At 73.8% G+C, this 23,155-nt stretch carries 16 protein-coding genes and 1 tRNA gene; 8 read left to right on the forward strand and 9 right to left on the reverse strand.

All coding sequences use genetic code 11. From position 1 onward, the window contains the following. Positions 1 to 227 precede the first annotated feature (227 nt). Together dnaG and RM540_RS14685 are read right to left on the reverse strand one after the other, a co-directional pair. Positions 228 to 2,144 (reverse strand): DNA primase, encoded by a 1,917-nt coding sequence (gene dnaG, locus RM540_RS14680; protein WP_311665454.1) that lies wholly within the window; start codon positions 2,142 to 2,144, stop codon positions 228 to 230. Positions 2,145 to 2,497: 353 nt separating this feature from the next. After that, positions 2,498 to 3,004, reverse strand: a complete 507-nt coding sequence (locus tag RM540_RS14685; protein WP_311665456.1) for an MOSC domain-containing protein — start codon at positions 3,002 to 3,004, stop codon at positions 2,498 to 2,500. Positions 3,005 to 3,078: 74 nt separating this feature from the next. Here RM540_RS14685 and RM540_RS14690 point away from each other — a divergent pair, with 74 nt between their 5' ends. The 6 genes from RM540_RS14690 to RM540_RS14715 all read left to right on the forward strand — a co-directional run bounded on the left by RM540_RS14690 (position 3,079) and on the right by RM540_RS14715 (position 8,943). Further along, on the forward strand, positions 3,079 to 3,219 hold the full coding sequence (locus RM540_RS14690) for a hypothetical protein (RefSeq protein ID WP_311665458.1): 141 nt from the start codon (positions 3,079 to 3,081) through the stop codon (positions 3,217 to 3,219). Between the two features lie 120 nt (positions 3,220 to 3,339). Then, positions 3,340 to 4,626 carry a bifunctional alpha/beta hydrolase/OsmC family protein gene (locus tag RM540_RS14695; protein WP_311665460.1) on the forward strand — a complete coding sequence of 429 codons (1,287 nt, stop codon included), beginning with the start codon at positions 3,340 to 3,342 and terminating at the stop codon, positions 4,624 to 4,626. A 49-nt stretch (positions 4,627 to 4,675) separates the two neighbouring features. Then, complete coding sequence (gene egtB / locus RM540_RS14700; RefSeq protein WP_311665462.1) at positions 4,676 to 6,025, forward strand: ergothioneine biosynthesis protein EgtB; 1,350 nt, start codon at positions 4,676 to 4,678, stop codon at positions 6,023 to 6,025. An 87-nt stretch (positions 6,026 to 6,112) separates the two neighbouring features. Beyond that, complete coding sequence (gene egtD / locus RM540_RS14705) at positions 6,113 to 7,078, forward strand: L-histidine N(alpha)-methyltransferase (RefSeq protein ID WP_311665465.1); 966 nt, start codon at positions 6,113 to 6,115, stop codon at positions 7,076 to 7,078. Positions 7,079 to 7,093: 15 nt separating this feature from the next. Continuing rightward, positions 7,094 to 7,885, forward strand: a complete 792-nt coding sequence (gene ppgK, locus RM540_RS14710) for a polyphosphate--glucose phosphotransferase (RefSeq protein WP_311665467.1) — start codon at positions 7,094 to 7,096, stop codon at positions 7,883 to 7,885. Positions 7,886 to 8,019: 134 nt separating this feature from the next. Beyond that, positions 8,020 to 8,943 (forward strand): GntR family transcriptional regulator, encoded by a 924-nt coding sequence (locus RM540_RS14715; RefSeq protein WP_311665469.1) that lies wholly within the window; start codon positions 8,020 to 8,022, stop codon positions 8,941 to 8,943. A gap of 281 nt (positions 8,944 to 9,224) precedes the next feature. Here the strand turns inward: RM540_RS14715 and RM540_RS14720 are convergent, their stop codons facing one another. The 6 genes from RM540_RS14720 to RM540_RS14745 all read right to left on the reverse strand — a co-directional run bounded on the left by RM540_RS14720 (position 9,225) and on the right by RM540_RS14745 (position 17,436). Further along, complete coding sequence (locus RM540_RS14720; RefSeq protein ID WP_311665471.1) at positions 9,225 to 11,768, reverse strand: HD family phosphohydrolase; 2,544 nt, start codon at positions 11,766 to 11,768, stop codon at positions 9,225 to 9,227. Positions 11,769 to 11,828: 60 nt separating this feature from the next. Further along, on the reverse strand, positions 11,829 to 13,436 hold the full coding sequence (locus RM540_RS14725) for a sodium:solute symporter (protein WP_349256333.1): 1,608 nt from the start codon (positions 13,434 to 13,436) through the stop codon (positions 11,829 to 11,831). 145 nt (positions 13,437 to 13,581) lie between these two features. After that, a complete protein-coding gene (ligA, locus tag RM540_RS14730; protein WP_409945973.1) occupies positions 13,582 to 15,765 on the reverse strand; it encodes an NAD-dependent DNA ligase LigA in 2,184 nt (727 codons plus the stop codon). Between the two features lie 84 nt (positions 15,766 to 15,849). Then, positions 15,850 to 16,851: a helix-turn-helix domain-containing protein gene (locus tag RM540_RS14735; RefSeq protein ID WP_311665478.1), complete on the reverse strand. Its 1,002-nt coding sequence runs from the start codon at positions 16,849 to 16,851 to the stop codon at positions 15,850 to 15,852. A gap of 100 nt (positions 16,852 to 16,951) precedes the next feature. Further along, positions 16,952 to 17,025, reverse strand: a tRNA-Pro gene (locus RM540_RS14740). Positions 17,026 to 17,079: 54 nt separating this feature from the next. Continuing rightward, positions 17,080 to 17,436, reverse strand: a complete 357-nt coding sequence (locus RM540_RS14745; RefSeq protein WP_311665480.1) for a MerR family transcriptional regulator — start codon at positions 17,434 to 17,436, stop codon at positions 17,080 to 17,082. Between the two features lie 84 nt (positions 17,437 to 17,520). On the opposite strand from RM540_RS14745, the gene RM540_RS14750 reads away from it, so the two are divergent. Then, positions 17,521 to 18,423: a DMT family transporter gene (locus RM540_RS14750; protein WP_311665482.1), complete on the forward strand. Its 903-nt coding sequence runs from the start codon at positions 17,521 to 17,523 to the stop codon at positions 18,421 to 18,423. Positions 18,424 to 18,643: 220 nt separating this feature from the next. Here the strand turns inward: RM540_RS14750 and topA are convergent, their stop codons facing one another. Continuing rightward, complete coding sequence (gene topA / locus RM540_RS14755; protein ID WP_311665484.1) at positions 18,644 to 21,316, reverse strand: type I DNA topoisomerase; 2,673 nt, start codon at positions 21,314 to 21,316, stop codon at positions 18,644 to 18,646. 378 nt (positions 21,317 to 21,694) lie between these two features. Between topA and RM540_RS14760 the strand changes: the two genes are divergently transcribed. Next, a complete protein-coding gene (locus tag RM540_RS14760) occupies positions 21,695 to 23,041 on the forward strand; it encodes a cytochrome P450 (RefSeq protein WP_311665486.1) in 1,347 nt (448 codons plus the stop codon). Positions 23,042 to 23,155 lie beyond the last annotated feature (114 nt).

Below are 23,155 nucleotides of genomic sequence, written 5' to 3' on the forward strand. Positions count from 1 at the left end.
CGCCGTAGCGGCGTTGCATGCAACGCCGTTGGGCAACGGCGTCCGGGCGGGGCGGAGTCGTAGTAGGGACACCACGCGTGGTGTCCGCGTTCGCCCGGCGACGCGCCTAGGCCACGGGCGGGGCGGCGACCACCCCGCCCTCTGGGTCCGCGCTCCCCGGACACGACGAGTCGTGTCCCTACGGATGCCCGTCGTTGAGCGGGGCGGCGTGGCGCCCCCGCCGTTCGTCACCCGTCGCCCGTCGCCTCCTCCCCCGCCCCGCCCGGCCACTCGAGGAACTCGTCGCGCTCGATCTGGCGGCGGAGCTCGTTGAGCGCGTTGACGTCGGCCTGGAGGTCGGCGATGTCCTCCCCGCCCCGCTCGCGGACCTGGATCTCGCGCATGGCCGCCGTCACGGCCTCCTGGACGCGGTCGAGCTTGAGGAGCCGCATCGAGCTCGTCGCCGAGGCGAACGGGTCGTCGTCGCGGCCCTTGGGGGCCACGCCCACCTTGCCCTCCCAGTTCTCGCTGAGCCCGTGGCGCTCGGAGAGCGCCTCGGCCACGAGCCCACGCACGGCGTCGCCGTAGGCGCCGCGGACGAACGGGGTCGGGTCGATCTGGCCGGCCTCGAACTGGGCGATGATGGCCTCGACGGCGTCGCGCGGGGCGCCCTCGGTAAACTCGTCGGTCCCCATCCGCGTCAGCACGTGCTCGACCATCGCGGCCCCGTGGGCCAGCATGAGCCGGAGAAGCGACACCTCCTCGGGCTTTACCCGGACGACGGGCGGGGGCGGGGCGGCGGGTTCCTCCTCGTCCAGGCGCGGGGCGGGGCGGCGGGGCGGGGCTTGGCCGTCGTACTGGCGCCGCAAGTCGGTTTCGTAGACGCCGAGCGCCGACGCGGCCTGGCGGACGTACTCGCCGGCCTGGATCGGGTCCTTGAGCCGCTTGATCGTCGCCAGCACGTCGCGGACGGCGGCCGACTTCCCCTCGGGCGTGTCGAGCGAGCCGTCGCGCTGGGCGCCGGCGACGAGGAAGGCGACAAAGTCCTGTCGCTCGTCGCGGAGGAACGCGCGGAAGGCGTCGGCGCCGAACTGGCGGACGAACGAGTCGGGGTCGGCGCCGTCCGGGAGCGTGACGGCGTAGGGCGCGAGGCCGGCGTCGAGCGCGAGGTCCACGCCCTTCCGTGCCGCGCCCCGCCCGGCGGCGTCGGCGTCGAAGAGGAGGACGAGCCGCTGCACGTCGAGCTTGCGCAGGAGGTCCATCTGCTGCGGCGCGAGGGCCGTGCCGCTGGCGGCGACCACGTTCTGCACGCCCGCCTGCCACAGCGCCACCACGTCGGCGTAGCCCTCGACCACGATCGCCTCGCGCTCGGTGCGGATCGCGCGCTTGGACTGCTTCATCCCGTAGAGCACGCGGCCCTTGTGGTAGACCTCGGTCTCGGGCGAGTTGACGTACTTGGCCGGCGTGTAGTCATCGCTGCCGGTCCGCGTATCGGGGAGGATGCGCCCGCCGAACCCGAGCACCTTCCCGATGGGCGAGAGGATGGGGAACATGAGCCGGTCGCGGAACACGTCGTAGTGCCCGCCCCGCCCCCCCGCCCCGCCCTCGCGCGACTTCACCAGGCCGACCGCTTCGAGCACGTCGGGCTTGAACCCGGCCGTCTCGGCGGCCGTGGCGAGGGCGTCCCACGAGTCCGGCGCCGCGCCGATCCCGAACGCGACGACGGCCTCTTTGGTGAACCCCCGCTCTTTGAGGTAGGCCAGGGCGCGCTCGCCGGCCGGGGTCTTGAGCTGGTCGAAGTAGAACCCGGCCGCAAAGCGGAGCGCGGCGAGCAGCGTCCCCTTCCGGTCGGCCTCCGGCCCCGCCCCCTCCTCCTGGATCGTGATCCCGGCGCGGTCGGCGAGCAGGCGGACCGAGTCCAAAAACCCGACGCCCTCGATCTCCTCGACGAACTTGAACACGTCGCCGCCCCGCCGGCACCCGAAGCAGTAGTAGAGGTTTTGCGCCGCGTCGACCGAGAACGAGGGCGACTTCTCGTTGTGGAAGGGGCACAGCCCCATGTAGTTTTTCCCCTGCTTCTTCAGGCGCACCCGGTCGCTCACCACGTCCACGAGGTCGGACGCGGAGCGGACCTCGTCGATCGTCGAGTCGGGAATCGCGGGCATCGGTACGGGGTACGGGGTACGGGGTACGGGGTACGGGGTACGGGAAGATGCCTGGCGGGGCGGGGCGGCGCCACCGGGCGGGGCGGAAAACGGCCGGAATGTCCGAGGGGGCAAGCTGCGCCACCCCGCCCACGCCGAGGGCGGGGCGGCCGCCGTAGCGGCGTTGCATGCAACGCCGTCGGGCAACGCCGTCGGGCCGAGGCGCGAGGGCGGGGCGGCGTCCACCCCGCCCTCGCGCCCTCTGTACCGAGTACCCCGTACCGAGTACCCCGTACCGAGTACCCCGTACCGAGTACCCCGTACCGAGTACCCCGTACCGAGTACCCGCCCCCCGTCGGGCGGGGCGGCCCATGTTACCCCGGGAGCCGGGGCGCGCGGGCGCGGTCGGCCGGGTCCCACAGGACGGCGTCGCCCTCGCGGATCGTACCCCCGGCGGCGACCTCGGCGCGGAGGCCGCCCCGCCCGACGAGCGCGTCGAACGCCTCAGCCTGGCCCGTCACGCGCACGAGGTACTTGCACGGCGCGCACAGGCGGACGCCCTCGAAGCGGGCCTCGCCGATCTGGAACGGGACGCCGCGCAGGAGGGCCGGGTCCAGCCCCTCGACCACAAGGTTCCGGCGGTGCTCGCCGGCCGAGAGCGACACGCTGAACGCGGCCTCGGCCTCGCGGAGCGCCTCGGCCGAGATCAGCGTCACGGCGCGGCCGCGCCCGGGCCACCGGCTAAACGAGCCCTCGCCGGCCGCGTAGCGGTCGCCCTCCAGCCCCCGCCCCGCCAGCGCGCGCGCCTCGGGCACGCGCACGACGGGCGCCCCGGCGGCGGGCGCGGTGTAGAGGGCGACGAGGCGGGGCGGGGCGGACAAAGGGGCGGGGCGGAACTGAGCGGATCGGGGCGGCCTTAGACGCGCCCACCTGCTCCCGAGTCCCCATGCCCGACATGCCCCGCCCCCAAGACGCCTCCGCCGACGACCCCGTGACCGAGGTCGACCAGGAAGACGCCCCCACGCCCCAAGGCCGCGCCGACGACGACACCGACGTCCGCGACGACGACGGCGACACGGACATTAAGAAAGGTTGAAGGACGAGAGGGCCGAGCCGAAACACCCCGCCCCGCCCGCCGACGGTGAGGGCGGGGCGGTAGGACCGAGCGGACTCGCGGCGTCTACAGCCGCGTCCCTCCCCCATCCCGCCCCTCTTCATGCCGCGCTCTGAACGACTGATGATCCCCCGCGAGGGCGGGGCGGCGCTCGCGGCCCGCCTCGACCTGCCGGACAGCGGCGAGCCCTCCGCCTACGCGCTCTTCGCGCACTGCTTTACCTGCTCCAAGGACCTCCACGCCGTCCGCCGCATCGGCTCGGCGCTCGCGGAGCGCGGCGTGGGCGTGCTGGCCGTCGACTTCACGGGCCTGGGACGGTCTGAGGGCGCCTTCGAGGACACGTCGTTTTCGACCACGGTTCAGGACCTTGTGGACGCCGCGGCCTTCCTGGAGGCCGAGCGGGGTGAAGGGCCGCAGCTCCTCGTCGGCCACTCGCTGGGCGGGGCGGCCGTGCTCGCGGCCGCCGAGCGCGTCCCGTCGTCGCGGGCCGTGGCGACGATCGCGGCGCCGTGCGACCCGGCCCACGTCCGCCGCCTGTTCGTGGACGCCGAGGACGAGATCACGACCCGGGGCGAGGCGAGGGTCGACATCGGCGGGCGGCCGTTCACGGTCCGCCGGGAGTTCCTGGACGACCTGGAGAGCCACGACGCCATGCACGACCGGATCGCGCGGCTCGGCCGGGCGCTCCTCGTGTTCCACTCGCCCCAGGACCGGGCGGTCGGCGTCGAGCAGGCCCGCCACATTTTCCAGGCCGCGCGGCACCCCAAAAGCTTCGTCTCGCTCGACGGCGCCGACCACCTGCTGAGCGACGCGGGCGACGCCCGCTACGTCGCCGACGTCCTCGCCGCCTGGGCGGGGCGGTACCTGTGCCCGTCGCCCGACGCCACCCCGCCCGCCGCGAGCGACGCCGCCAAGGGCGGGGCGGCCGGAGACGGATCGGCGTACGCCGACCCCACGGTGCGCGTGCAGATCGGGAAGAGCGGGTTCCGCACCCAGATGTCGGCGCGCGGGTTCGGCGTCGCCGCCGACGAGCCGCGGTCGGTCGGCGGCACCGAGAGCGGCCCGACGCCGTACGACCTGCTCGGCATGGCCCTCGGCGCGTGCACCGCCATGACCGTGCGGATGTACGCCGACCGCAAGGGGCTCCCGCTCGACGCCGTCGAGGTCGACGTGGCGCACGCCAAGGTCCACGCCACCGACTGCCAAGCGTGCGAGACGGGCGGCGCCCGCCTCGACCGCCTGACGCGGACGCTCCGGTTCGAGGGCGACCTGGACGACGACGCCCGCGCCAAGCTGGCCGAGATCGCCGACAAGTGCCCCGTCCACCGGACGATCGAGGGCGGGGCGGACGTGGTGACGGAGCTCGCCCCGCCCGACGCCTCGCCCTGAACGCCGCCGACCCGCTCCGCGTACCCCCCTACCGCTCCCCCGCCCCGCTATGCCCGCCGCCCCGCCCGCCGTTTCCACGTCCGTTTCCGAGCGGTTCGCCGCCGTCCGCACCCAGACCGAGCGTCTGTGCGAGGGGCTCGTCACCGAGGACTACGTCGTCCAGTCGATGGCCGACGTGAGCCCGACCAAGTGGCACCTGGCCCACACGACGTGGTTCTGGGAGACCTTCGTGCTCACGCCCCACGCCGACGGCTACGCGCTCTACGACGAGCGCTACCCGTTCCTGTTCAACAGCTACTACGTCCAGGCCGGCGAGCGCCACTGCCGCGCGCAACGCGGCTACCTCTCGCGGCCCACGGTCGAGGAGGTCTTCGCCTACCGCCACCACGTGACCGACGCCATGCGCCGGTTCCTCGACGCGGGCGGGGCGGACTCCGACGCCGTCGCCGGCGTGATCGAGGTGGGGCTGAACCACGAGCAGCAGCACCAGGAGCTCATGGTGACCGACCTCAAGCACGTGTTCTCGGTCAACCCGCTCCGCCCCGCCCTCCGCGAGCGGCCGCTCGTGGGCGCCGAGAACCCGGGGCCGCTGGGCTGGCGGCCGTTCGAGGCCGGCCTCCACGAGATCGGCAAGGCGCTGGGGGGGGCGACGGCCGCCGAGCGGTTCCACTTCGACAACGAGGGGCCGCGCCACCGGGCCTTTGTCGAGGCCTTCGAGATCGGCGACCGCCTGGTGACGTGCGGCGAGTACGCCGAGTTTATCGCGGACGGCGGCTACGACGCCGCCCCGCTCTGGCTGTCGCTGGGCTGGGCCGAGCGCGAGGCGCGCGGCTGGGCCGAGCCGTTCTACTGGGAGCGTGACGAGGACGCGCCGCTCGGGTTCTCGCACTACACGCTGGCCGGGATGCGCCCGGTCGACCCGCACGAGCCCGTGACCCACCTGACCTACTTCGAGGCCGACGCCTACGCCCGCTGGGCCGGCGCGCGGCTGCCGTCCGAGGCCGAGTGGGAGGTCGCCGCGCGGTCCGTCTGGGACGGCTCCGGCGAGGCCCCCGCCCCGCCCACAGCGTTCGTCGAGGGCGAGCGGTTCCACCCGAACGCGGCCGCCTCGCCGGCCGGCGGCGACGGCGCGCCGAGCGCCGGGGACGGGGCGGGTCTGCGCCAGATGTTCGGGGAGGCGTGGCAGTGGACGCACAGCCAATACAGCCCGTACCCCGGCTACCGGCCCGTCGAGGGCGCGCTGGGCGAGTACAACGGCAAGTTCATGGCCAACCAGTTCGTCCTGCGGGGCGGGTCGGTCGCCACGCCGCGCGCCCACATCCGCCCGACGTACCGGAACTTCTTCCCGCCCGAGGCGGCCTGGCAGTTTACCGGCCTCCGCCTGGCGCGGTCGGCCTAGGGCGAGGCGCGGGGGGACGAGCCAACTCGCGCTCGGCCACCCCGCCCGCTCCTGCATGTCTCTCCCGTCCCCCATCCCTCCCCCCGAGTGCCCGACTCCGCCACCCCGCCCGCCGACGCCGGCGCGTCCTCCTTTCTCGCCGACGTCGTCCGCGGACTGAGCAGCCGACCGCGGACGCTCCCGGCCAAGTACTTCTACGACGAGCGCGGGTCGGAGCTGTTCGACGAGATCACGCGGCTCGACGCCTACTACCCGACGCGGACCGAGCGCGACATCCTCGAGACCCACGCCGACGACCTCGTCGACGCGATCGGCAAAAACTCGGCGCTCGTCGAGTACGGGTCGGGGTCGAGCGATAAAACGCGGATCCTGCTCAGCGCCCTCCACGCGCGGCGGACGCTCGCGGCGTACGTCCCCATCGACATCTCCGAGGACTACCTGCTGGCGACGGCCGAGCGCCTCCGGGCGGCCTACCCCGGGCTCCCCGTGCTGCCCGTCGCCGCCGACTACACGCGGCCGTTCCGCCTCCCCGCCCTCCCGCCCGAGACGGCTCGGCGCGTCGTCTTTTTCCCGGGCTCGACGATCGGCAACTTCACGCCCGACGAGGCCGAGGAGTTTTTCCGCCACGCGAAGGACGTGGCCGGGCGGGGCGGGGCGATCCTGCTCGGGGTGGACCAGAAAAAGGACCCGGCCGTACTCGAAGCCGCCTACGACGACCCCGAGGGCGTGACGGCCGCGTTCAACCTCAACCTGCTGCAGCGCCTCAACCGCGAGTTCGGCGCCGACGCCGACCCGGACGCCTGGGCGCACGAGGCTCGGTGGAACGAGGCCGAGGGCCGCATCGAGATGCACCTGCGGAGCACCCGGGACCAGACGCTCCACGTCGGGGACCGCGCGTTTAGCTTTCGGGACGGCGAGACGATCCACACCGAGAACTCCTACAAGTACGGCCCCGACGGGCTCGCCGCCGTCGCCGCTCGCGCCGGCCTCCGCCGCGAGTCCCGGTGGACCGACCCGCGCGGGTGGTTTGCCGTCGAGCTCTACACGCCGTAGCCGCCCCGCCCCTCCATGTCGAAGAAGAAAAAGTCGAAGGCCCCCAAGAAGCTGCTCGGCATCGACATCGGCGGATCGGGGATCAAGGGCGCCCCGGTCCACGCGAAAAAGGGCGAGCTGCTGACCGAGCGTCACCGGATCCCGACGCCGCAGCCGGCCACGCCCGAGGCGTGCGCCGAGACGGTCCAGGCCGTCATGGACTTCCACGAGTGGACAAAGCCGGTCGGCCTCACGGTCCCCGGCCGCGTCGTGGGCGGGGTGGTCGAGACGGCGGCCAACATCGACGACAGTTGGAAAGGCGTCGACGCCGAAAAGCTGTTCCGCAAGACGCTCGGCGTGCCCGTGACGGTCCTCAACGACGCCGACGCGGCGGGCATCGCCGAGGTCCAGTTCGGGGCGGGGCGGGGCACCGAGGGCACGGTGCTGCTGCTCACGTTCGGGACCGGCATCGGGAGCGCCCTGTTCACGAACGGGCACCTCGTCCGCAACACCGAGCTCGGCCACGTCCACTACGACAAGCGTGAGGCCGAGCACTTTGCCGCCGACTCGGCGCGGTCGCGGGACCACCTCTCGTGGGAGCGGTGGGCGAAAAAGCGCGTGCAGCCGGTGCTCGAGATGTACGAGTTCCTCTTCGCCCCCGACCTCCTCATCATCGGGGGCGGGGTGAGCAAGCCGGCCAAGTGGAAAACGTTCGGGTCGCTCCTCAAGACGAAGGCCAAGATCGTCCCGGCCGCGCTGGGCAACGAGGCCGGCATCGTCGGCGCCGCCTACGCGGCCCGCCGCAGCCTCCAGGGGAAGGAGCTGTAGGGGAGGGATGAACGAGGGATCAGGGATAGAGGGATGAGGGGGTGCGGGGCCGCCCCGCCCGCGTCGCCCCCCCGCGCAGCGCCCTCTGCGCATCCCTTCATGCCCGATCCCTCCGTGCCTCCTCCGCCCCGCCCGTGATCGAGCTCGACCGCAATGCCCCGCTCCCGCTCGCCGACCAACTCGTCGAGGCCGTCCGCTACGAGATCGGGGCGGGGCGGTACCGGCCGGGCGTGCGGCTGCCGTCGACGCGAGCGCTGGCCGACCAGGTCGGGATCTCGTTCCACACGGTTCGCAAGGCGTACCAGCGGCTGGCCGAGGAGGGGCTCGTCGACGTCCGCCGCGGCGGCGGCTACGTGGTCGTCGAGCGCCAGGCGCTCTCGCGGTCGGAGCGGCTGGAGCGCGGGGCCGGCGTGGTCGAGGAGGCTCTCCACAAGCTCGTCGGCCTGGGCCTCAGCGACGACGAGGTGGACTACGTGGTCGAGGAGGGGCTCCAGTTTTTCGAGCGGCCCGGCGCCGCGCGGACGCTCCTGTTCGCGGCCGCCTACCGCGAGTTGGCCGAGAGCGGGGCGGAGCAGGCGGGCGCCGCCCTCCAGGAGCGCGTGGGCGCCGCGCTCCTGTCCGACGTGGGCGAGGCGGAGGCCCTCGACGGCCTCGTCGTCCCGCTCCCCGACCTCCGCGCGGCCCGGCGCGCGCGGCCCGAGGCCGAGATCGTGGGCGCCGTCGTGACCTACCCGCTCGACGTCCTCGAACGCGTGGCCCGCCTCATGGCGCCCGAGGCGCTCGGCCTCGTCACGCGCGGGGCCGACGCCGTCGCCCCGCTCTCCGACGAGCTCCGCGCGCGGACCGGGTTCGCCGGCGACGTCCTCGGCCTGCCCGTCGACGCCGACCGTCGCCAGGTCGAGGCCGTCGTGCGCGGCGCCAGCCTCGTCCTGTACACGCCGCAGGCCCGGCGCCGCGTGCGCCCGGTCTTGCAGCACCACGAGACGCCGTCGGCCGAGATCGCCCCGCGGATCGCGCCGGAGTCGCTGGCCCGCATCCGCGACGTGCTGGGCGTGTAGGGCAGGCAGCGGGAGATCACCGCCCCGCCCACGCCGAGGGCGGGGTGGCCGCCGTAGCGGCGTTGCATGCAACGCCGTCGAGCAACGCCGTCGGGCCGCGGCGCCCGGGCGGGCGTAACGGGCGGGGCGGTGCCGTAGGGACACCACGCGTGGTGTCCGCATTCTGGACGGGCGGGGCGGCACACGCGACCGCCCCGCCCGCCCCGGGTCGTGTTCTACGCATGCTGGGGGCGGGGTGGCTGCGCGACCGCCCCGCCCGTTCCCGTACGCCCCGGGCGCTCCTACCCCAGCGTCGAGCGCTCCTCGCTCGTCGGCCGCTCGCCGTCGAACTCCTCGTCCGGGCCGTCATAGGGCGCCTCCACGCTCCCCGAAGCCGGTTCCTCGACCGGCTCGACGTCGGCGGCCTCCGCCTCAGGCGCCGCGCCGTCGCCGCTCGCCGCCCCGACCTCGGGCTCCTCGGCCTGGTCGGGGTACTTCACGCGGAAGTGGTAGATGCCGCAGAGGAGCTGGTGGAACGTGCCCTTGATCCGGCGGAGGTCCGAGAACGTCAGCGACGACTCGTCGAGCTGCCCGTCGGCCACGCGCGCGGCGACGATCCCGTCGATGAGCGACTCGAGCCGGCGCGGCGTCGGCTTCTCGAGGCTCCGCGAGGCGGCCTCGACCGAGTCCGCGAGCATGACGATGGCCTGCTCGTTCGTCCGCGGGCGCGGGCCGGGGTAGCGGTAGTCCGACTCGTCGATGGAGTCGGGGTCCTCGGCCTGCTCCTGGGCGCGGCGGTAGAAGAACTCGATGAGGCCCGTCCCATGGTGGCTCGCGATAAAGTCGATGACGACCGTCGGCAGCCGCTGCTCGCGCCCCAGCTGGACGCCCTCCTTGACGTGGGCCGCGATCACGAGCGCCGACATCGACGGCTTGATCCGCTCGTGCGGGTTCTCGCCCGGCTGCTGGTTCTCGATAAAGTACTCGGGCTTGATCATCTTCCCGATGTCGTGGTAGAGCGCGCCGACGCGCGTGCGCAGCGCGTTCGCGCCCACGGCGTCGGCCGCGGCCTCGGCCAGGTTGGCCACCTGGAGCGAGTGGTTGAACGTGCCCGGCGCCTTGAGCGAGAGCTCCTTGAGGAGCGTCCGGTTGGTGTCGGAAAGTTCGAGGAGCGCCATGTCGGTCGTTACGCCGAACCCCTTCTCGATGAGCCACAGGAGCGGCCCGGCGAACAGGATGAGCCCCGCGTTGATGGCGACTGCCACGAGCTCCGCCGTGAACCGGGCCGTCCACACGTCGACGCGGAGCAGGGCGTAGCCGGTGAGGACGATCGCGTAGGCGGTGAGCACGAGCGCGGCCGAGACCAGGAGCTGGCTCCGGTTTTTCACGTCGCGGACCGAGAACACGGCCAGCACGCCCACGATGAGCGTCGCGAACGCGAACGGGAAGTCGTACCCGAAGACCAACCCGCCCAGCGCCGCCATCGTCATGGTCGCGAAGCTCCCGACGCGGCTGTCGAACACGATCGTGAGCAGGATCGACGCCAGCGCGACCGGGACCACGAGCGGGGCCGCCCCGCCGAACGCCCCAGCCATGAGGTAGCCCGTGAGCACCATCCCGAGGATCAGGCACACGAGGACCAGCCGCCGCGTGTCGTAGAAGATGCCCGGCCGGAGGAGGTAGACGTAGAGGAAGAACAGGACGAGGGCCGAGAGGATCAGGAGCAGCCGGCCCACGACGGCCCGCGCCCACGACGTCTCCCCGCTCCGCTCGCGCTGCGCGAGGTCGAGCGACCGGAGCTGCTCGTAGCGCTCCGGCGTCACCTCGTCGCCGCGGCGGACGACGACCTGGTCCTGGCGCACGCGGCCGCGCGTCGGGAGCACGGCGTCGATCGTCGCCTGCCGCGCTCGGGCCGTCGCGTCGGCGTCGTAGAGCAGCGAGGGCTCGAACGCCGACCGGAACAGGGTGGCCCCGATCCCGACCGTGTCGGGCCGGGACGGGAACGCGGCCTGGAGCGAGCGCCGGGCGAGCGCGACGGCCTCGCCCACGCCGACCACGGTCTCGCGCGGCCGCTCCTCCTGGCTCCGCACGAGGGGGTCCAGGTTGCGGACGAGGAGCGTCGGGGCGCGGACGGAGTCGATGGGGACGTCGAGGACGCCCCGGGCCAGCACCTCGCGCGCGATCCGCGCGGCCTCGCCCAGGAGCCGGTCGTCCAGCGTGGGCGGGGAGGCCCGCCCCGACGCGACGCCGTAGGCCGACGTCAGGAGCCGGTTCCACTGCGCGTCCGAGAGCGACAGGCGGATGTCGTCGCGGAGCGCGGCGTAGCGGACCGAGTCGGCCCGGACCGCCGCCCGGTCGGCGGCCCGCTCGGGGTCCCGGCCGGCGGCCGGCCCATCGGCCTGGAGCCGCTCCCGCCCCGCCCGCCATCCGGCGTAGGCCACGAACGCCGAGTCCAGCCGGGCGTCGACCGAGTCCAGCCGGGCCAGCGTCTGCGCGAGCGCGCCGGGCGCCTCGTTGAAGATGGGCGGCTCGGACTGGAGGACCGAGTCGCGCCGCCCGCGGAGCTCGTCCTCGGGGAGCCGGATGGGGAAGTCGAACGGGGCCACGACGTCCTCGGCCGTCCACACGTCGCCGACGCGGGCGGTCCCATCGTAGACCGAGACGTTCGGGAACGCCAGCATGGCGATCGCCGCGAGCGCCGCCAGGAGCCCCACGCGCTCCAGCACGACGCGGCGCGTCGTCTCGGGGCGCCCGTCGTCGGGCGAGCGGCTGTCCGAGCGGAGCCCGGCGCGGCGCGAGTAGCGGCCGGACTTGGGCGCGAGCCCGATGCGTTCGAGGAAGGCCATGCAGCGTGTGAGCTGGGAGGGCCGGCCCGGAGCCGGCGAGGGCGGGTTGGACGCGGCGGGCTAGGAACGGCTCCCGCCCCACCCCGCCCCGCCCGCCGACCGGGGCGGGGCGGCGTCCGCCCGGGGCGGGGCGGAGTCCGAGCCGGCGGGGTGGCGCAGCGACAGGAGCCCGCCGACGACGAGCGACACCGCGACGCCGACGAGCGGGTACAACGGCCACGCGACGGCGCTCAGCGCCCCGGCCTCCCTGTCCTCGGCCGACGGCCGCCACGCCCACACCCACGCCTCGGCCGCCCCGCTCCACCACACGCCGAAGATGACGGCCGTGAGCGCGGCGATGGTCACGGCAAAGGCGACGAGCGCGTCGGCCTGGCGGGCGCGGCGGACGAGGAGGCCGAGCGCGAACGCGCCGAGCAGGCCGCCGTACGTGAACCCGGCGATCCCCAGCCCCAGCTCGACGACCGGGTTGTCGAGCCCGGTAAAGAGCGTGGCGAACCCGACGAACACGGCCGCCCAGACGAGCGTGAGCACGCGGCTCAGCCGGAGCGCCGCGGCCTCGTCCGGCCGCCGGCCGCCCAGGCGCTCGACGAGGTCCATGAGCGTCGAGCCGGCGAGCGCGTTGAGCGACGACGACAGCGTGCTCATGGCCGCCGCGATGATGCCGGCAAAGAGGAGCCCGCGGAGCCCGGCGGGCATCTCGTTCAGGATGAAGAGGGGGAACAGTTCGTCGCCCCGCCCCAGGCCCAGCTCGGCGAGCGGGGCGGCGCCGTAGAAGGCCCACAGCCCGACGCCGACGCCGAGGAACAGGGCGAACTGGAGGGCGACCACGACGCCGCTCCACACCATCGCCCGGCGCCCCTCAGCCAGCGTCCGGCACGCGAGGATGCGCTGGACGATGAGCTGGTCGGTCCCGTGCGAGGCCATCGCGAAAAAGGCCCCGCCGATCACGGCGACCGGAAACGCGTAGGGCTGCGTCAGCACCTCGCTCAGCCCGCCCGTGCCCCAATCGACGACGGTCAGCTTGCCGGCCGCGAGCGCCTCGGGGAGCGCGGCCGCGAGCGCGGGCCACAGGAGCACGAGCGCCAGGACCGCCCCGCCCACGTAGATCCCCATCTGCACCACGTCCATCCAGACGACCGCCTTGAGCCCGCCGACGTAGGTGTAGGCCGCCGTCACGACGCCGATCGCGAGGATCACGGCCGGGTAGCCGACGTCGAGCCCGGCCGCGCGCGCTATGACCTGGATCGGGATGGCCGTCGCGAACAGGCGGACGCCGTCGGCCAGGAGCCGCGTGACGAGGAACGTAACCGACGCTACGGCCCGCGTCGTGTCGCCAAAGCGGTCGCCGAGGAAGGCGTAGGCCGTCTGGAGTTCGCCCCGGAAGTAGCGCGGCAGCAAGACCGAGGCCACGACCACGCGCCCGATGAGGTAGCCGATGGCGAGCTGGAGGAACGTGAACGACCCGAAGTAGGCCACGACCGGCACGCCGATCACCGTCAGCGTGCTGGTCTCGGTCGCGACGACCGAGAAGCAGACGGCCCACCACGGCAGGTCGCGGCCGCCCAAAAAGTAGTCCTGCGTCGTCCGCTGCCGACCGCCGGCCCGGAGCCCAAAGGCGATCACGCCCACGCCATACACCACGAGAACGACGACGTCGAGGGCGGTCAGCACGGGGCGCGGAGGGCGGGGTGGCGGGCGAGCGGGGCGGGGCCATAGTAGATCCGCCCCGCCCGCCGTGTGGCTCGATCTGGCCGGCCGCGACCGCCCCGCCCGGGGACCCGCCGGCGGCGAGCGGCACGGGCGGGGCGGCCCGTCACGCGGCCCCGAACAGGTCGCCCTGCTCCTCCCCCGCCCCGCCCTCGTCATCGGGCGGGGCGGCGGCGGCGGCGTCGTCTGCGGGCGCTTCCTCCGCGTCGGGCGGGGCGGGGAGCACGTCGGCGAGGGTGGCCGTGCCGTCGAGGAGCGCGAGGAGCGTGGGCTCGCCGACCGTCGGGACGCCCAGTTCCTCGGCCTTGGCGAGCTTGGAGCCGGCCGCCTCGCCGGCGACCACGAGGCCGGTCTTTTTCGAGACGCTCCCGGTCACCTTGCCGCCGGCCGCCTCGATCTGGACCTTGGCCTCGGGCCGCGTGAGCGTCGGGAGCGTCCCGGTCAGCACGACGGTCACGCCCGCGAGCGGGGCGGCCTCGTCGGGCGGGGTGGCGACGGGCTCGTCGGGGAGCCGCTCCAGGTTCACGCCCCGCTCGCGGAGCCGCTCGACGGCCCGCCGGTTTTCGTCGTCCGAGAACCACGCGACCACGCTCTCGGCCACGACCGGGCCGACGCCGTCGATGGCCTCCAGCTCCTCGCCCGTCGCCGCGGCGAGCGCGTCGAGCGACGCGTGGTGGGCGACGAGGTCGCGGGCCACGGTCTCGCCCACGTGGCGGATGCCGAGCCCGAACAGGAGCCGCGCGAGCGGCCGGTGCCGCGCGGCCTCGATGCCGGTCAGCAGGTTCTGGACCTTCTTCTCCTTGAACCCCTCGAGCGGCATGAGGTCCTCGGCCGTGAGGGCGTAGAGGTCGGGGAGGTCTCCGACGAGCCCGGTCTCGACGAGGAGCACGGCGATCTTCTTGCCCAGCCCGTCGACGTCGAGCGCGTTCCGGCTCGCAAAGTGCTCGACGGCGCGCGTGAGCTGGGCCGGACAGCCGCCCGAGACGTGGCGGAGGTCGACCTCGCCCTCGGCGCGCTCGACGGGCTCGCCGCACGCGGGGCACGTCGTGGGCGGGGCGTACGGCTCCTCGGTCCCGTCGCGGGCCTCGACCACCGGCCCGACGACGGCCGGGATCACGTCGCCCGCCCGCTTGACGACCACGAGGTCGCCCCGGCGGACGTCGCGGGACGTGATGTAGTCGGCGTTGTGGAGCGTGGCCTTGGAGACCGTCACCCCGCCCACGTCGACCGGGTCGAGGATCGCCAGCGGCTTGATGACGCCGGTCCGCCCCACGTTGTGCTCGATGTCCAGGAGCCGCGTCGTCGCCTCGCGGGCGGGGAACTTGAAGGCGACGGCCCAGCGCGGCGCCGTCGCCACCTGACCCAGGACGCCCTGGTAGTCCAGTCGGTCGACCTTGACCACGACCCCGTCGATCTCGTAGTCGAGCGAGTCGCGCCGCCCCGCCCACGCCTGGCAAAACTGGACGGCGGCCTCGACGTCGTCGAACACGGCCCGCTCGGGGCTCACCGGCACGCCCCACGAGGCCACGGCGTCGAGCACGGCGGAGTGACGGGCGGGGAGGTCGCCCTCGGCCGGGCCGACGCCGTAGGCCCAGAAGTCGAGGCCGCGGCCCGCCGTCACGGTCGGGTCGAGCTGGCGGAGGCTGCCGACGGCCCCGTTGCGCGGGTTCGCGAGCGGCTTCTCGCCGGCCTCGGCCAGCCGCTCGTTGAGGGCCTCGAACGTCGACCGCCGCATGTACGCCTCGCCGCGGACCTCGACGCGCGCCGGCGGCGTGTCGGCGAGGCGGAGCGGAAGCGCGCGGACCGTCCGCACGTTGGGCGTCACGTCCTCGCCCACGCGGCCGTTGCCGCGCGTGGCGGCGCGCACGAGCACGCCGTCCTCGTAGGTCAGCGCGAGCGCGAGCCCGTCGATCTTGAGCTCGGCCGCGAGCGCCGGCCGCTCGCCCTCGTCGAGCACGCCGTCGAGCCCCTTCAGCACGCGCTCGTACCACGCCCGGAGGTCGTCGGCGTCGAACGCGTTGCCGAGCGAGAGGAGCGGGACCGGGTGGCGGACCTTCTCGAAGCGGTCGAGCGGCGCCCCGCCCACGCGGTGCGTCGGCGAGTCGGGCGTGCGGAGGGCGGGGTGGGCCGCCTCCAGGTCGCGGAGCGCCCCGAACAGCCGGTCGTACTGGGTGTCGCCGACGAGGCTCTGGCCGTCGGTGTAGTAGGCCCGCGCGAGGCCGCGGACGACCGGCCGGAGCTCGGCGGCGAGCGCCGCGGCGGCCTCCTCGGTCGCGGGCGGGGGCGAGATCCGGTCGAGCAGCCCGAGGGCGGCGCGGGCAACGTCCACGTCTACGTCTGGGGTCGGGGGGCGGGGCGGCCGCCCCGCCCGGGGCTAACGGGCGGCGAGGGAGTCGAGGACGCGCTGCCCGGTCTCGCGCGTGATCCGCAGCGGGGCCTCGGACGCGGGCGTGAAGCGCTGGCCCTGGAACACGTAGGTCGCCTCGCCGGGGACGAACGTGTCCTGGCCCCACAAGACGAGAGCGGAGTCGGCCGAAAACGCCTGGGAGTCGCCGAGGTTGATCCAGTGGGGCTGGCGCTCGGCGGCGTCCTCGGTCACGCGGAACGACTGGAGCCCGTTGCCGCCGGTCGCCTCGACCGTCACCTCGATGGGGAGCTGGAGCTGCGGGCCGCCCGTCGCGGCGCCGGCCCCCACCCCGCTCGTGTCGATGACGGCCTCGGCGCCGTCGCCGATGGCGACCGTGTCGGGGACGTCGGCCTCGGGCTCGTCGTCGCCGGCGAAGACGAGGAAGTAGAGGGCCGCCGCGAGCACGGCCACGACGACGGCGAACAGGCCGAGGATGACGCCCCAGTTCTTGTCGAACGACCGCTTGGTCGACACCTCAGCCCGCGAGACGCGCGACGAGGGCGCCGGGCGCTCGGGCTCCGGCTCCCGCCGCACCGTCGGGTCCGGCGCCGACGCGAGCGCCTCGACGGCCGGGGCCGGCGCGCCCGTGCGGCCCGCGGCCTCCTGGCGCTCGGGCGGGGGCGCCGCGCGGCGGACCGCCCCGCCCTCGCCGGCTTCCGCGCCGCGCCCCGAGCGGGGCGGGGCGGCCGAGCCGTTCGGGTGGAGGGCGCCGCCGTACGCGCCGGCCTCCTGCTGGCGTCGGGCCTCCAGGACATCGGCCGCCGGGACGCCGACGGCCTTGGCGTACGACCGCAAAAAGGCCTTGAGGTAGACGTCGTTGTACGTCGGGTCGCCGACGAGGCCGCCCTCCTCGAACCGCTTCAGGACGTCGACGGGGATCCGCGTCTGCTGCTGGATCTCGTCGAGGGAGAGGCCGCGCGCCTCGCGGACGGCACGGAGGTCGGCTTCGAAAGAGGATCCGGCGGGCACGGGCGGGGAGGCAGTCTGGGGGGAGTCCAAGGTACCCACGCCCGGGGCACGGCCCGGACGACAAAACGCCGCCCGGCGCAGGGCCGGACGGCGTCTCGTGTCGGGTAGGCGGGATTTGAACCCACGACCCCCAAGCCCCCAGCTTGGTGCGCTACCTGGCTGCGCCACTACCCGAAAACGTCCCGCGCCAGCGTGGCCGGCGGCGGGGTGCGGAAACTAGGGGCCGGCTCAGAGCCTCCGCAACACGTCCGACAAAAACGCACGGAGCTCCAGGAGCGTCTCGCGCGGGAGCCCGGGGCCGCCCGCCGCCCCGCCCCCAGCGGCTGGCACGGCGGCCGCGGGAGCGTCGCCACGTTCGAGCGCCTGCTGCGCGCCCTCCAGCGTGTACTTCTCCTCGCGGACGAGGTGCTGGATGCGGCGGACGGTCTCGACGTCGCGCTCGGTGTAGGTCCGGTTGCCGGCCCGGTTCTTCTTCGGCTGGAGCGCGTCGAACTTGGACTCCCAGAACCGGAGGACGTGGGGCTCGAGCTCGGTCATCTCGCTGACCTCGCGGATCGAGTAGTAGAGCTTGCGGATCCCGGACATGGGGCGCGGGCGGGGCGGTGAGGAACGCGTGCGGACGGGACGGCCAGCCGGCGGGGGCGGGGCGGCGGGCTACGTTTCGCCGCCATGACGACGACCACGACCCGCCCCCCCATCGCCCGCGAGGTCGGCCTGCTGGCCGTCGTGCTGATCTGGGGCGTCAACTTCGCGGTGATTAAAGTACCACTCGAAGTGCTTCCGCCCTTCGTGGTCAACCTCGCGCGGTTCGCGGTCTCGCTGAGCGTCCTGGGCGCGCTCCACGTGCGCCAGGCGCGCCGGCGCGGCCTCCCGATCACGTCCACGTTCCGCGTCGGCCACTGGGAGGTCGTGGGGCTGGGCCTGCTCGGCATCCTGATCTACCAGGCCGGGTTCATCGTCGGCGTGGACCGGGTGACGGCGGGGATGGGCGCGCTCCTCATCGGGGCGAGCCCGCTGTGGACGGCCGTCTCGGCGCACGCCCTGGGCGTCGAGCGGCTCGGCCTGCTGGGGTGGGCGGGGACGGCCGTCTCGCTCGTCGGCGTGGTCCTCGTCGTCGTCGGCCGCCCGGGCGAGCTGGGAGGCGACGCGGTCGGCGTCGCGCTCATGCTGGGCGCCTCGGTCGCGTGGGGCGTCTATACGACGCTCGCGCGGCCGCTCCTCGACCGCGGCGCGTCGGCGCTCGGGCTCACGTTCTGGGGCATCGTCGTGTCGCTGCCCGGCCTCGTCGCCCTCGCCCTCCCCGACCTCCTGGCCGCCGACTGGGGGGCGACGGACGCGTGGGACTGGCTCGCCATCCTGTACTCGGGCGGCCTCTCGACGGGCGTCGCCTACGGGATCTGGAACGCGTCGGTCCAGGCCGTCGGCCCGTCGCGGACGGCGGCGTTCTCGAACCTCGTCCCGTTCGTCGGCATCGCGGCCGGCGCCGTCCTGCTGGGCGAGCCCGTGCAGGCGCTCCAGATCGCGGGCGGGGTGGCGATCGTGGCGGGCGTGCTGATCGTGCGGCGGTCGTAGGCCGCAGCGAGCAGCGAGCAGCGAGCAGCGAGCAGCGAGCAGCGAGCAGAAAGTTCGGCCGCCCCGCCCCAGCGTGCGGGCGGGGTGGTCGCCGTAGGGTTGACCGGCGGTCGCCCGACGAGCGGTTCGATCGCCGCCCCGCCCGCACGTCGCGGGGGCGGGGCTGCTTGGCCGAGGTCACCACCCCGCCCGTGCCGCCCGCGTTTTGCGGGCGGGGTGGTCAGGACGCCTTTTTTCGGGGCGCCGCCTTGGCGGCCGGCTTCTTAGCCGCGGTCTTTTTGGCGGGCGCCTTCTTTTTCGCGGCCGTCGTCTTTTTGGCCGCGGGCTTCTTCTTCGCCGGCGCCTTCTTCTTGGCCGCAGGCTTCTTCTTCCCCTTCTTGGCCGCCTTCGCGTCGATCAGCTCGACGGCCTGTTCGAGCGTGATTTCGTCCTTGTCGACGCCCTTCGGAATCGTCGCGTTCGTCTTCTCGTGCTTGACGTACGGCCCGTAGCGGCCCTCGAACACGTCGATCGCCTTGTCCGTCTCCGGGTGGGTGCCGAGCGTGCGGAGCGGGGCGTTCTTGCGCGCCTTCTCCGCGATGAGCTCCAGCGCGCGATCGAGTTCGACCGTCAGCACGTTGTCACCGTCGGCCGGCTTGAGGCTGGCGTACGTCCGCTCGTGCTGGACGTACGGCCCGTAGCGGCCGATGTTGGCGAGGATCGGCTTGCCCGTCTCCGGGTGCTCGCCGAGCGTCCGCGGCAGGCCGATCAGGGCGACGGCGAGGTCGAGGTCGACGTCGGCCGGCTGCGTGCCCTTGGGGAGCGACGTGCGCTTGGGCTTTTTCTCATCGTCGTCGCCCAACTGGACGTACGGCCCGTACGGCCCCGACTTGAGCAGGATGGGCTGCCCGGCCTCGGGGTGGATGCCGACCACGCGCTCGTCCTCGTTCGCGTCGATAAAGGCGGCGAGGTCGGCCTCCAGCACGTCGGCGGGTGCGGCCTCGGGCGGGATGGAGGCGGTCTCGCCGCCCGGCGCGGCCACGTACGGTCCGTAGCGCCCGACGCGGACCTCGTAGTCGCCCCACTTGGCGTGGCGCATGGTCGAGATCTCGCGCGGGTCGATCGTCTCGACGCCGGCCTCGACCTTCTTTTCTAGGCCCTCCGGCCCGTTGAAGAACCGCTCCAGGTACGGCCGCCGCTCCTGGTCGCCGGCCGCGATCTCGTCGAGCTCTTCCTCCATCCGCGCCGTGAACTGCGTGTCGACGAGCCGGTCGAAGTTTTTGGCGAGCAGGTTCGTCGTCGCCATGCCCGTGAAGGTCGGCACGAGCTGGTTCCCGTTGCGGAGCGCGTAGCCGCGCCGGACGATCGTGTCGATGATGGAGGCGTAGGTCGAGGGCCGCCCGACGCCCGCTTTCTCCAGGGCCTGGACCAACGAGGCGTCGGTGTAGCGCGACGGGGGCTTGGTCTCGTGGCCCTGCGCCTCGACGTCTTTGCAGTCGGGCGTGTCGCCTTCGGCGAGGGCGGGGAGCGGGTTGTCGCGGTCGTCGAGCGCCGCGCTCGGGTCGTCCCGGCCCTCGACGTAGGCCCGGAAGAAGCCGGCGAACTCGACCACCTGCCCGCTGGACCGGAACGTGCTCTCGTCGTCCGTGCCCTCGGCGGCCAGGATCGTGGCCCGCGTGCGGAGCAGCCGGGCCTCGGCCATCTGGCTGGCGACGGTCCGCTTCCAGATGAGGTCGTAGAGCTTCGCCTCGTCGCCCGAGAGCCCGAGCTCCTTGCGCGTCCGCATCTGGGTGCCGGCGGGGCGGATGGCCTCGTGGGCCTCCTGCGCGTTGCGGACCTTGCCCGAGTACTGGCGCGGCTTCGGGCTCAGGTACTCGTCGCCGTAGCGGTCGCGGACCGCCTTGCGCGCCGCGTCGATGGCCTCGGACGACAAGATGGGCGAGTCGGTCCGCATGTAGGTGATGTGGCCCTGCTCGTAGAGCTTCTGGGCCGTCTGCATCGTGCGGCGGGCGCTCATCCCGATCTTCCGGTTCGCCTCCTGCTGGAGCGTCGACGTGATGAACGGGGCCGCGGGCGAGCGGCGGGCCTTTTTCTGCTGGACCTCGGCGACGCGCCACCCCGCCCCCTTGAGGCGGCCGGCGAGCGTGCTCGCCTGGTCCTCCCCCATCACGAGCGCGTCGCTCTTGCCGAGCAGCTTGCCCGTCTTCTCGTCAAAGTCCTTGCCCGTGGCGAGGCGGCGGTCGCCGTAGTGCGTCATCTTGGCCCCGAACGCCGTCCCCTTCTGGACGAGCGTGGCGGCGAGGTCGAAGTACGACGCGCTCACAAAGTCGAGCCGCTCCCACTCACGCTCGACGAGCACGCGGACGGCGACCGACTGAACGCGTCCGGCCGAGAGCTTGGGCGCGATCTTTTTCCACAGCACCGGCGAGACCGAGTAGCCCACGAGCCGGTCGAGCACGCGCCGGGCCTCCTGGGCGTCGACGAGCCGGGTGTCGAGCTCGCGCGTCTGGTCGAGCGCCTTGAGGATGGCGTCCTTGGTGATCTCGTGGAACACCATCCGCTTGACGGGCACCTTGGGGGCGAGCACCTGGAGCAGGTGCCACCCGATCGACTCGCCCTCGCGGTCCTCGTCCGTCGCGAGGTAGAGCTCGTCGGCGTCTTTGAGCGCCGCCTTCAGCTCCTTGACCACCTTCTTCTTGTCGGCCGGGACCACGTAGAGCGGCTCGAACCCCTCGGCCACGTTGACGCCCAGCCGCGCCCACTTCTCCTTTTTGACCTTGGCCGGGATCTCGGCGGCCGACGACGGCAGGTCGCGGACGTGGCCCATCGAGGCCTCGACTTGGTAGCCGGGCGGCAAGAACTTGCGGATGGTCCGGGCCTTCGTGGGGGACTCGACGACGACGAGGCGCTTCATGGTGCGGGCGGTGTGGGTCTTGCGCGGCCGGGCAAGCTAGCGGCTAGGGGTGCCGGCCCTCCGGCATACCCTGCGATACCGCCGCCCCGCCCCGCCGTTCCGCCTTCGCGGGGAGTGCGCGGGCGGGGCGGCGGAGGGTTCAGTAGGATAGAGTAGCGACGGCGGATCTCGTCGGCGGTGAGGGAGCGGATCATTGGCGGAGGGGCGGGGTGGCCCAAGATAGGAACCCACCTGTTCGTCTAGGTTTTAGTCCCGCGATCGGTCCACTCCCCCCACCGCGGGTGCTCGGGCGGGGTGGGACCCGGGTGAAGACAGCGCCCCCCCCACCCCACCCCGCCCCGCCCCGCCACGTTGAACGAGGCCCATTCCATCCCGCCCATGCCCGCCGTCCCGCCCTCGCCCGACGTCCGCCGGTACGCACACGGCTCGCACCGCTTCGAGCTGCTCGCGGCGTTCATGCGCGAGCTGAAAGAGGGCGTGGACCGGCTCGACGCCGTCGGCGGCGACCTGGTGATCGCCGAGGGGTGGCCGCTCCCGCCGGTCGCCCACGTCCGTCATCCCGACCTGCTCCGCGAGCTCCTTGTGGACCGGAACGAGGACGTGACGAAGGCGCGCGGGCTCCGGCTCGCGCGCACGGTCCTCGGCGACGGCCTGCTGACGAGCGAGCCGCCCCGCCACACGCGCCGGCGGCGGCTCGTGCTCCCCGCGTTCCACCACGGCCGCCTCCAGGGCTACGGCCGGACGATGGTCGACCTCACGCGCGCCGAGACGGCGGGCTGGGCCGAGGGCGAGCCGTTCGACGCGGCCGAGGCCATGAACCGGCTGGCCCTCGCGATCGCCGGGCAGACCTTGTTCGGCGCCGACGTCCTCTCCGACGCGGACCGCGTGAGCGGGGCGGTCCGCGACGCGATGGCGGGGTTCGACGGGGCGCAGTACCCGCTCGCCGACCGGCTCATGTGGCTACCCACGCGCGCCAACCGGCGGTCGAAGGCGGCCCGCGCCACGCTCGACGCGCTCGTCTACGGCCTCATCGACGAGCGCCGCCGCGAGCCCGACGTCGAGCACGCCGACCTGCTCGGGATGCTCCTCGACGCCCGCGACGATGAGGCGGGCGGGGCGCTGACGGACGAGGAGGTCCGCGACGAGGCCATGACGCTGCTCCTCGCCGGCCACGAGACGACGGCCGTCGCGCTCGCGTGGACGTGGGCGCTCCTCGCCCGGAACCCCGACGCTGAGGCCCGCCTGCACGCCGAAGTCGACGCGCTCGCCGCCCCGCCCACGTTCGACGACCTCGACCAGCTGCCCTACACGCGGCAGGTGTTCGCCGAGTCCATGCGGCTCTTTCCGCCCGCCTGGACCGTCGGCCGAGAGGCGGCGCGCGACACCGAGCTCGGGGGGCGCCCGCTCCCGAAGGGGACGACGATCCTGTTCGCCCCGCTCCACCTCCACCGCGACCCGCGCTTCTGGGACGAGCCCGAGGCGTTCCGCCCCGAGCGGTTCGCGCCCGAGGCGCGGGCGGGGCGGCACAAGTTTGCCTACCTCCCCTTCAGCGCCGGCCGCCGCGGCTGCATCGGCGAGCAGTTCGCCTGGATCGAGGGCACGCTCGTGCTGGCGACGGTCGCGCAGCGGTGGCGGCTCGAGCTGGCCGCCGCCCCGCCCGCCGCGCACGGCTCGGTCACGCTGCGGCCGTCCGGCCCGGTGCAGATGGTGGCGACGAGGCGGTGAGGGTGGCGAAGGGAGAGGAGATGCGGGATGGGGGGAGAAGCAGATGAGGCGCGGGCGGGGCGGTGGTTTCCGCTCATCCCTCTATACCTCCGCGATCCTACGTCCCTCCCACCC

Source organism: Rubrivirga litoralis (genome assembly GCF_031846415.1).
Classification (GTDB): Bacteria; Bacteroidota; Rhodothermia; order Rhodothermales; family Rubricoccaceae; genus Rubrivirga; species Rubrivirga litoralis.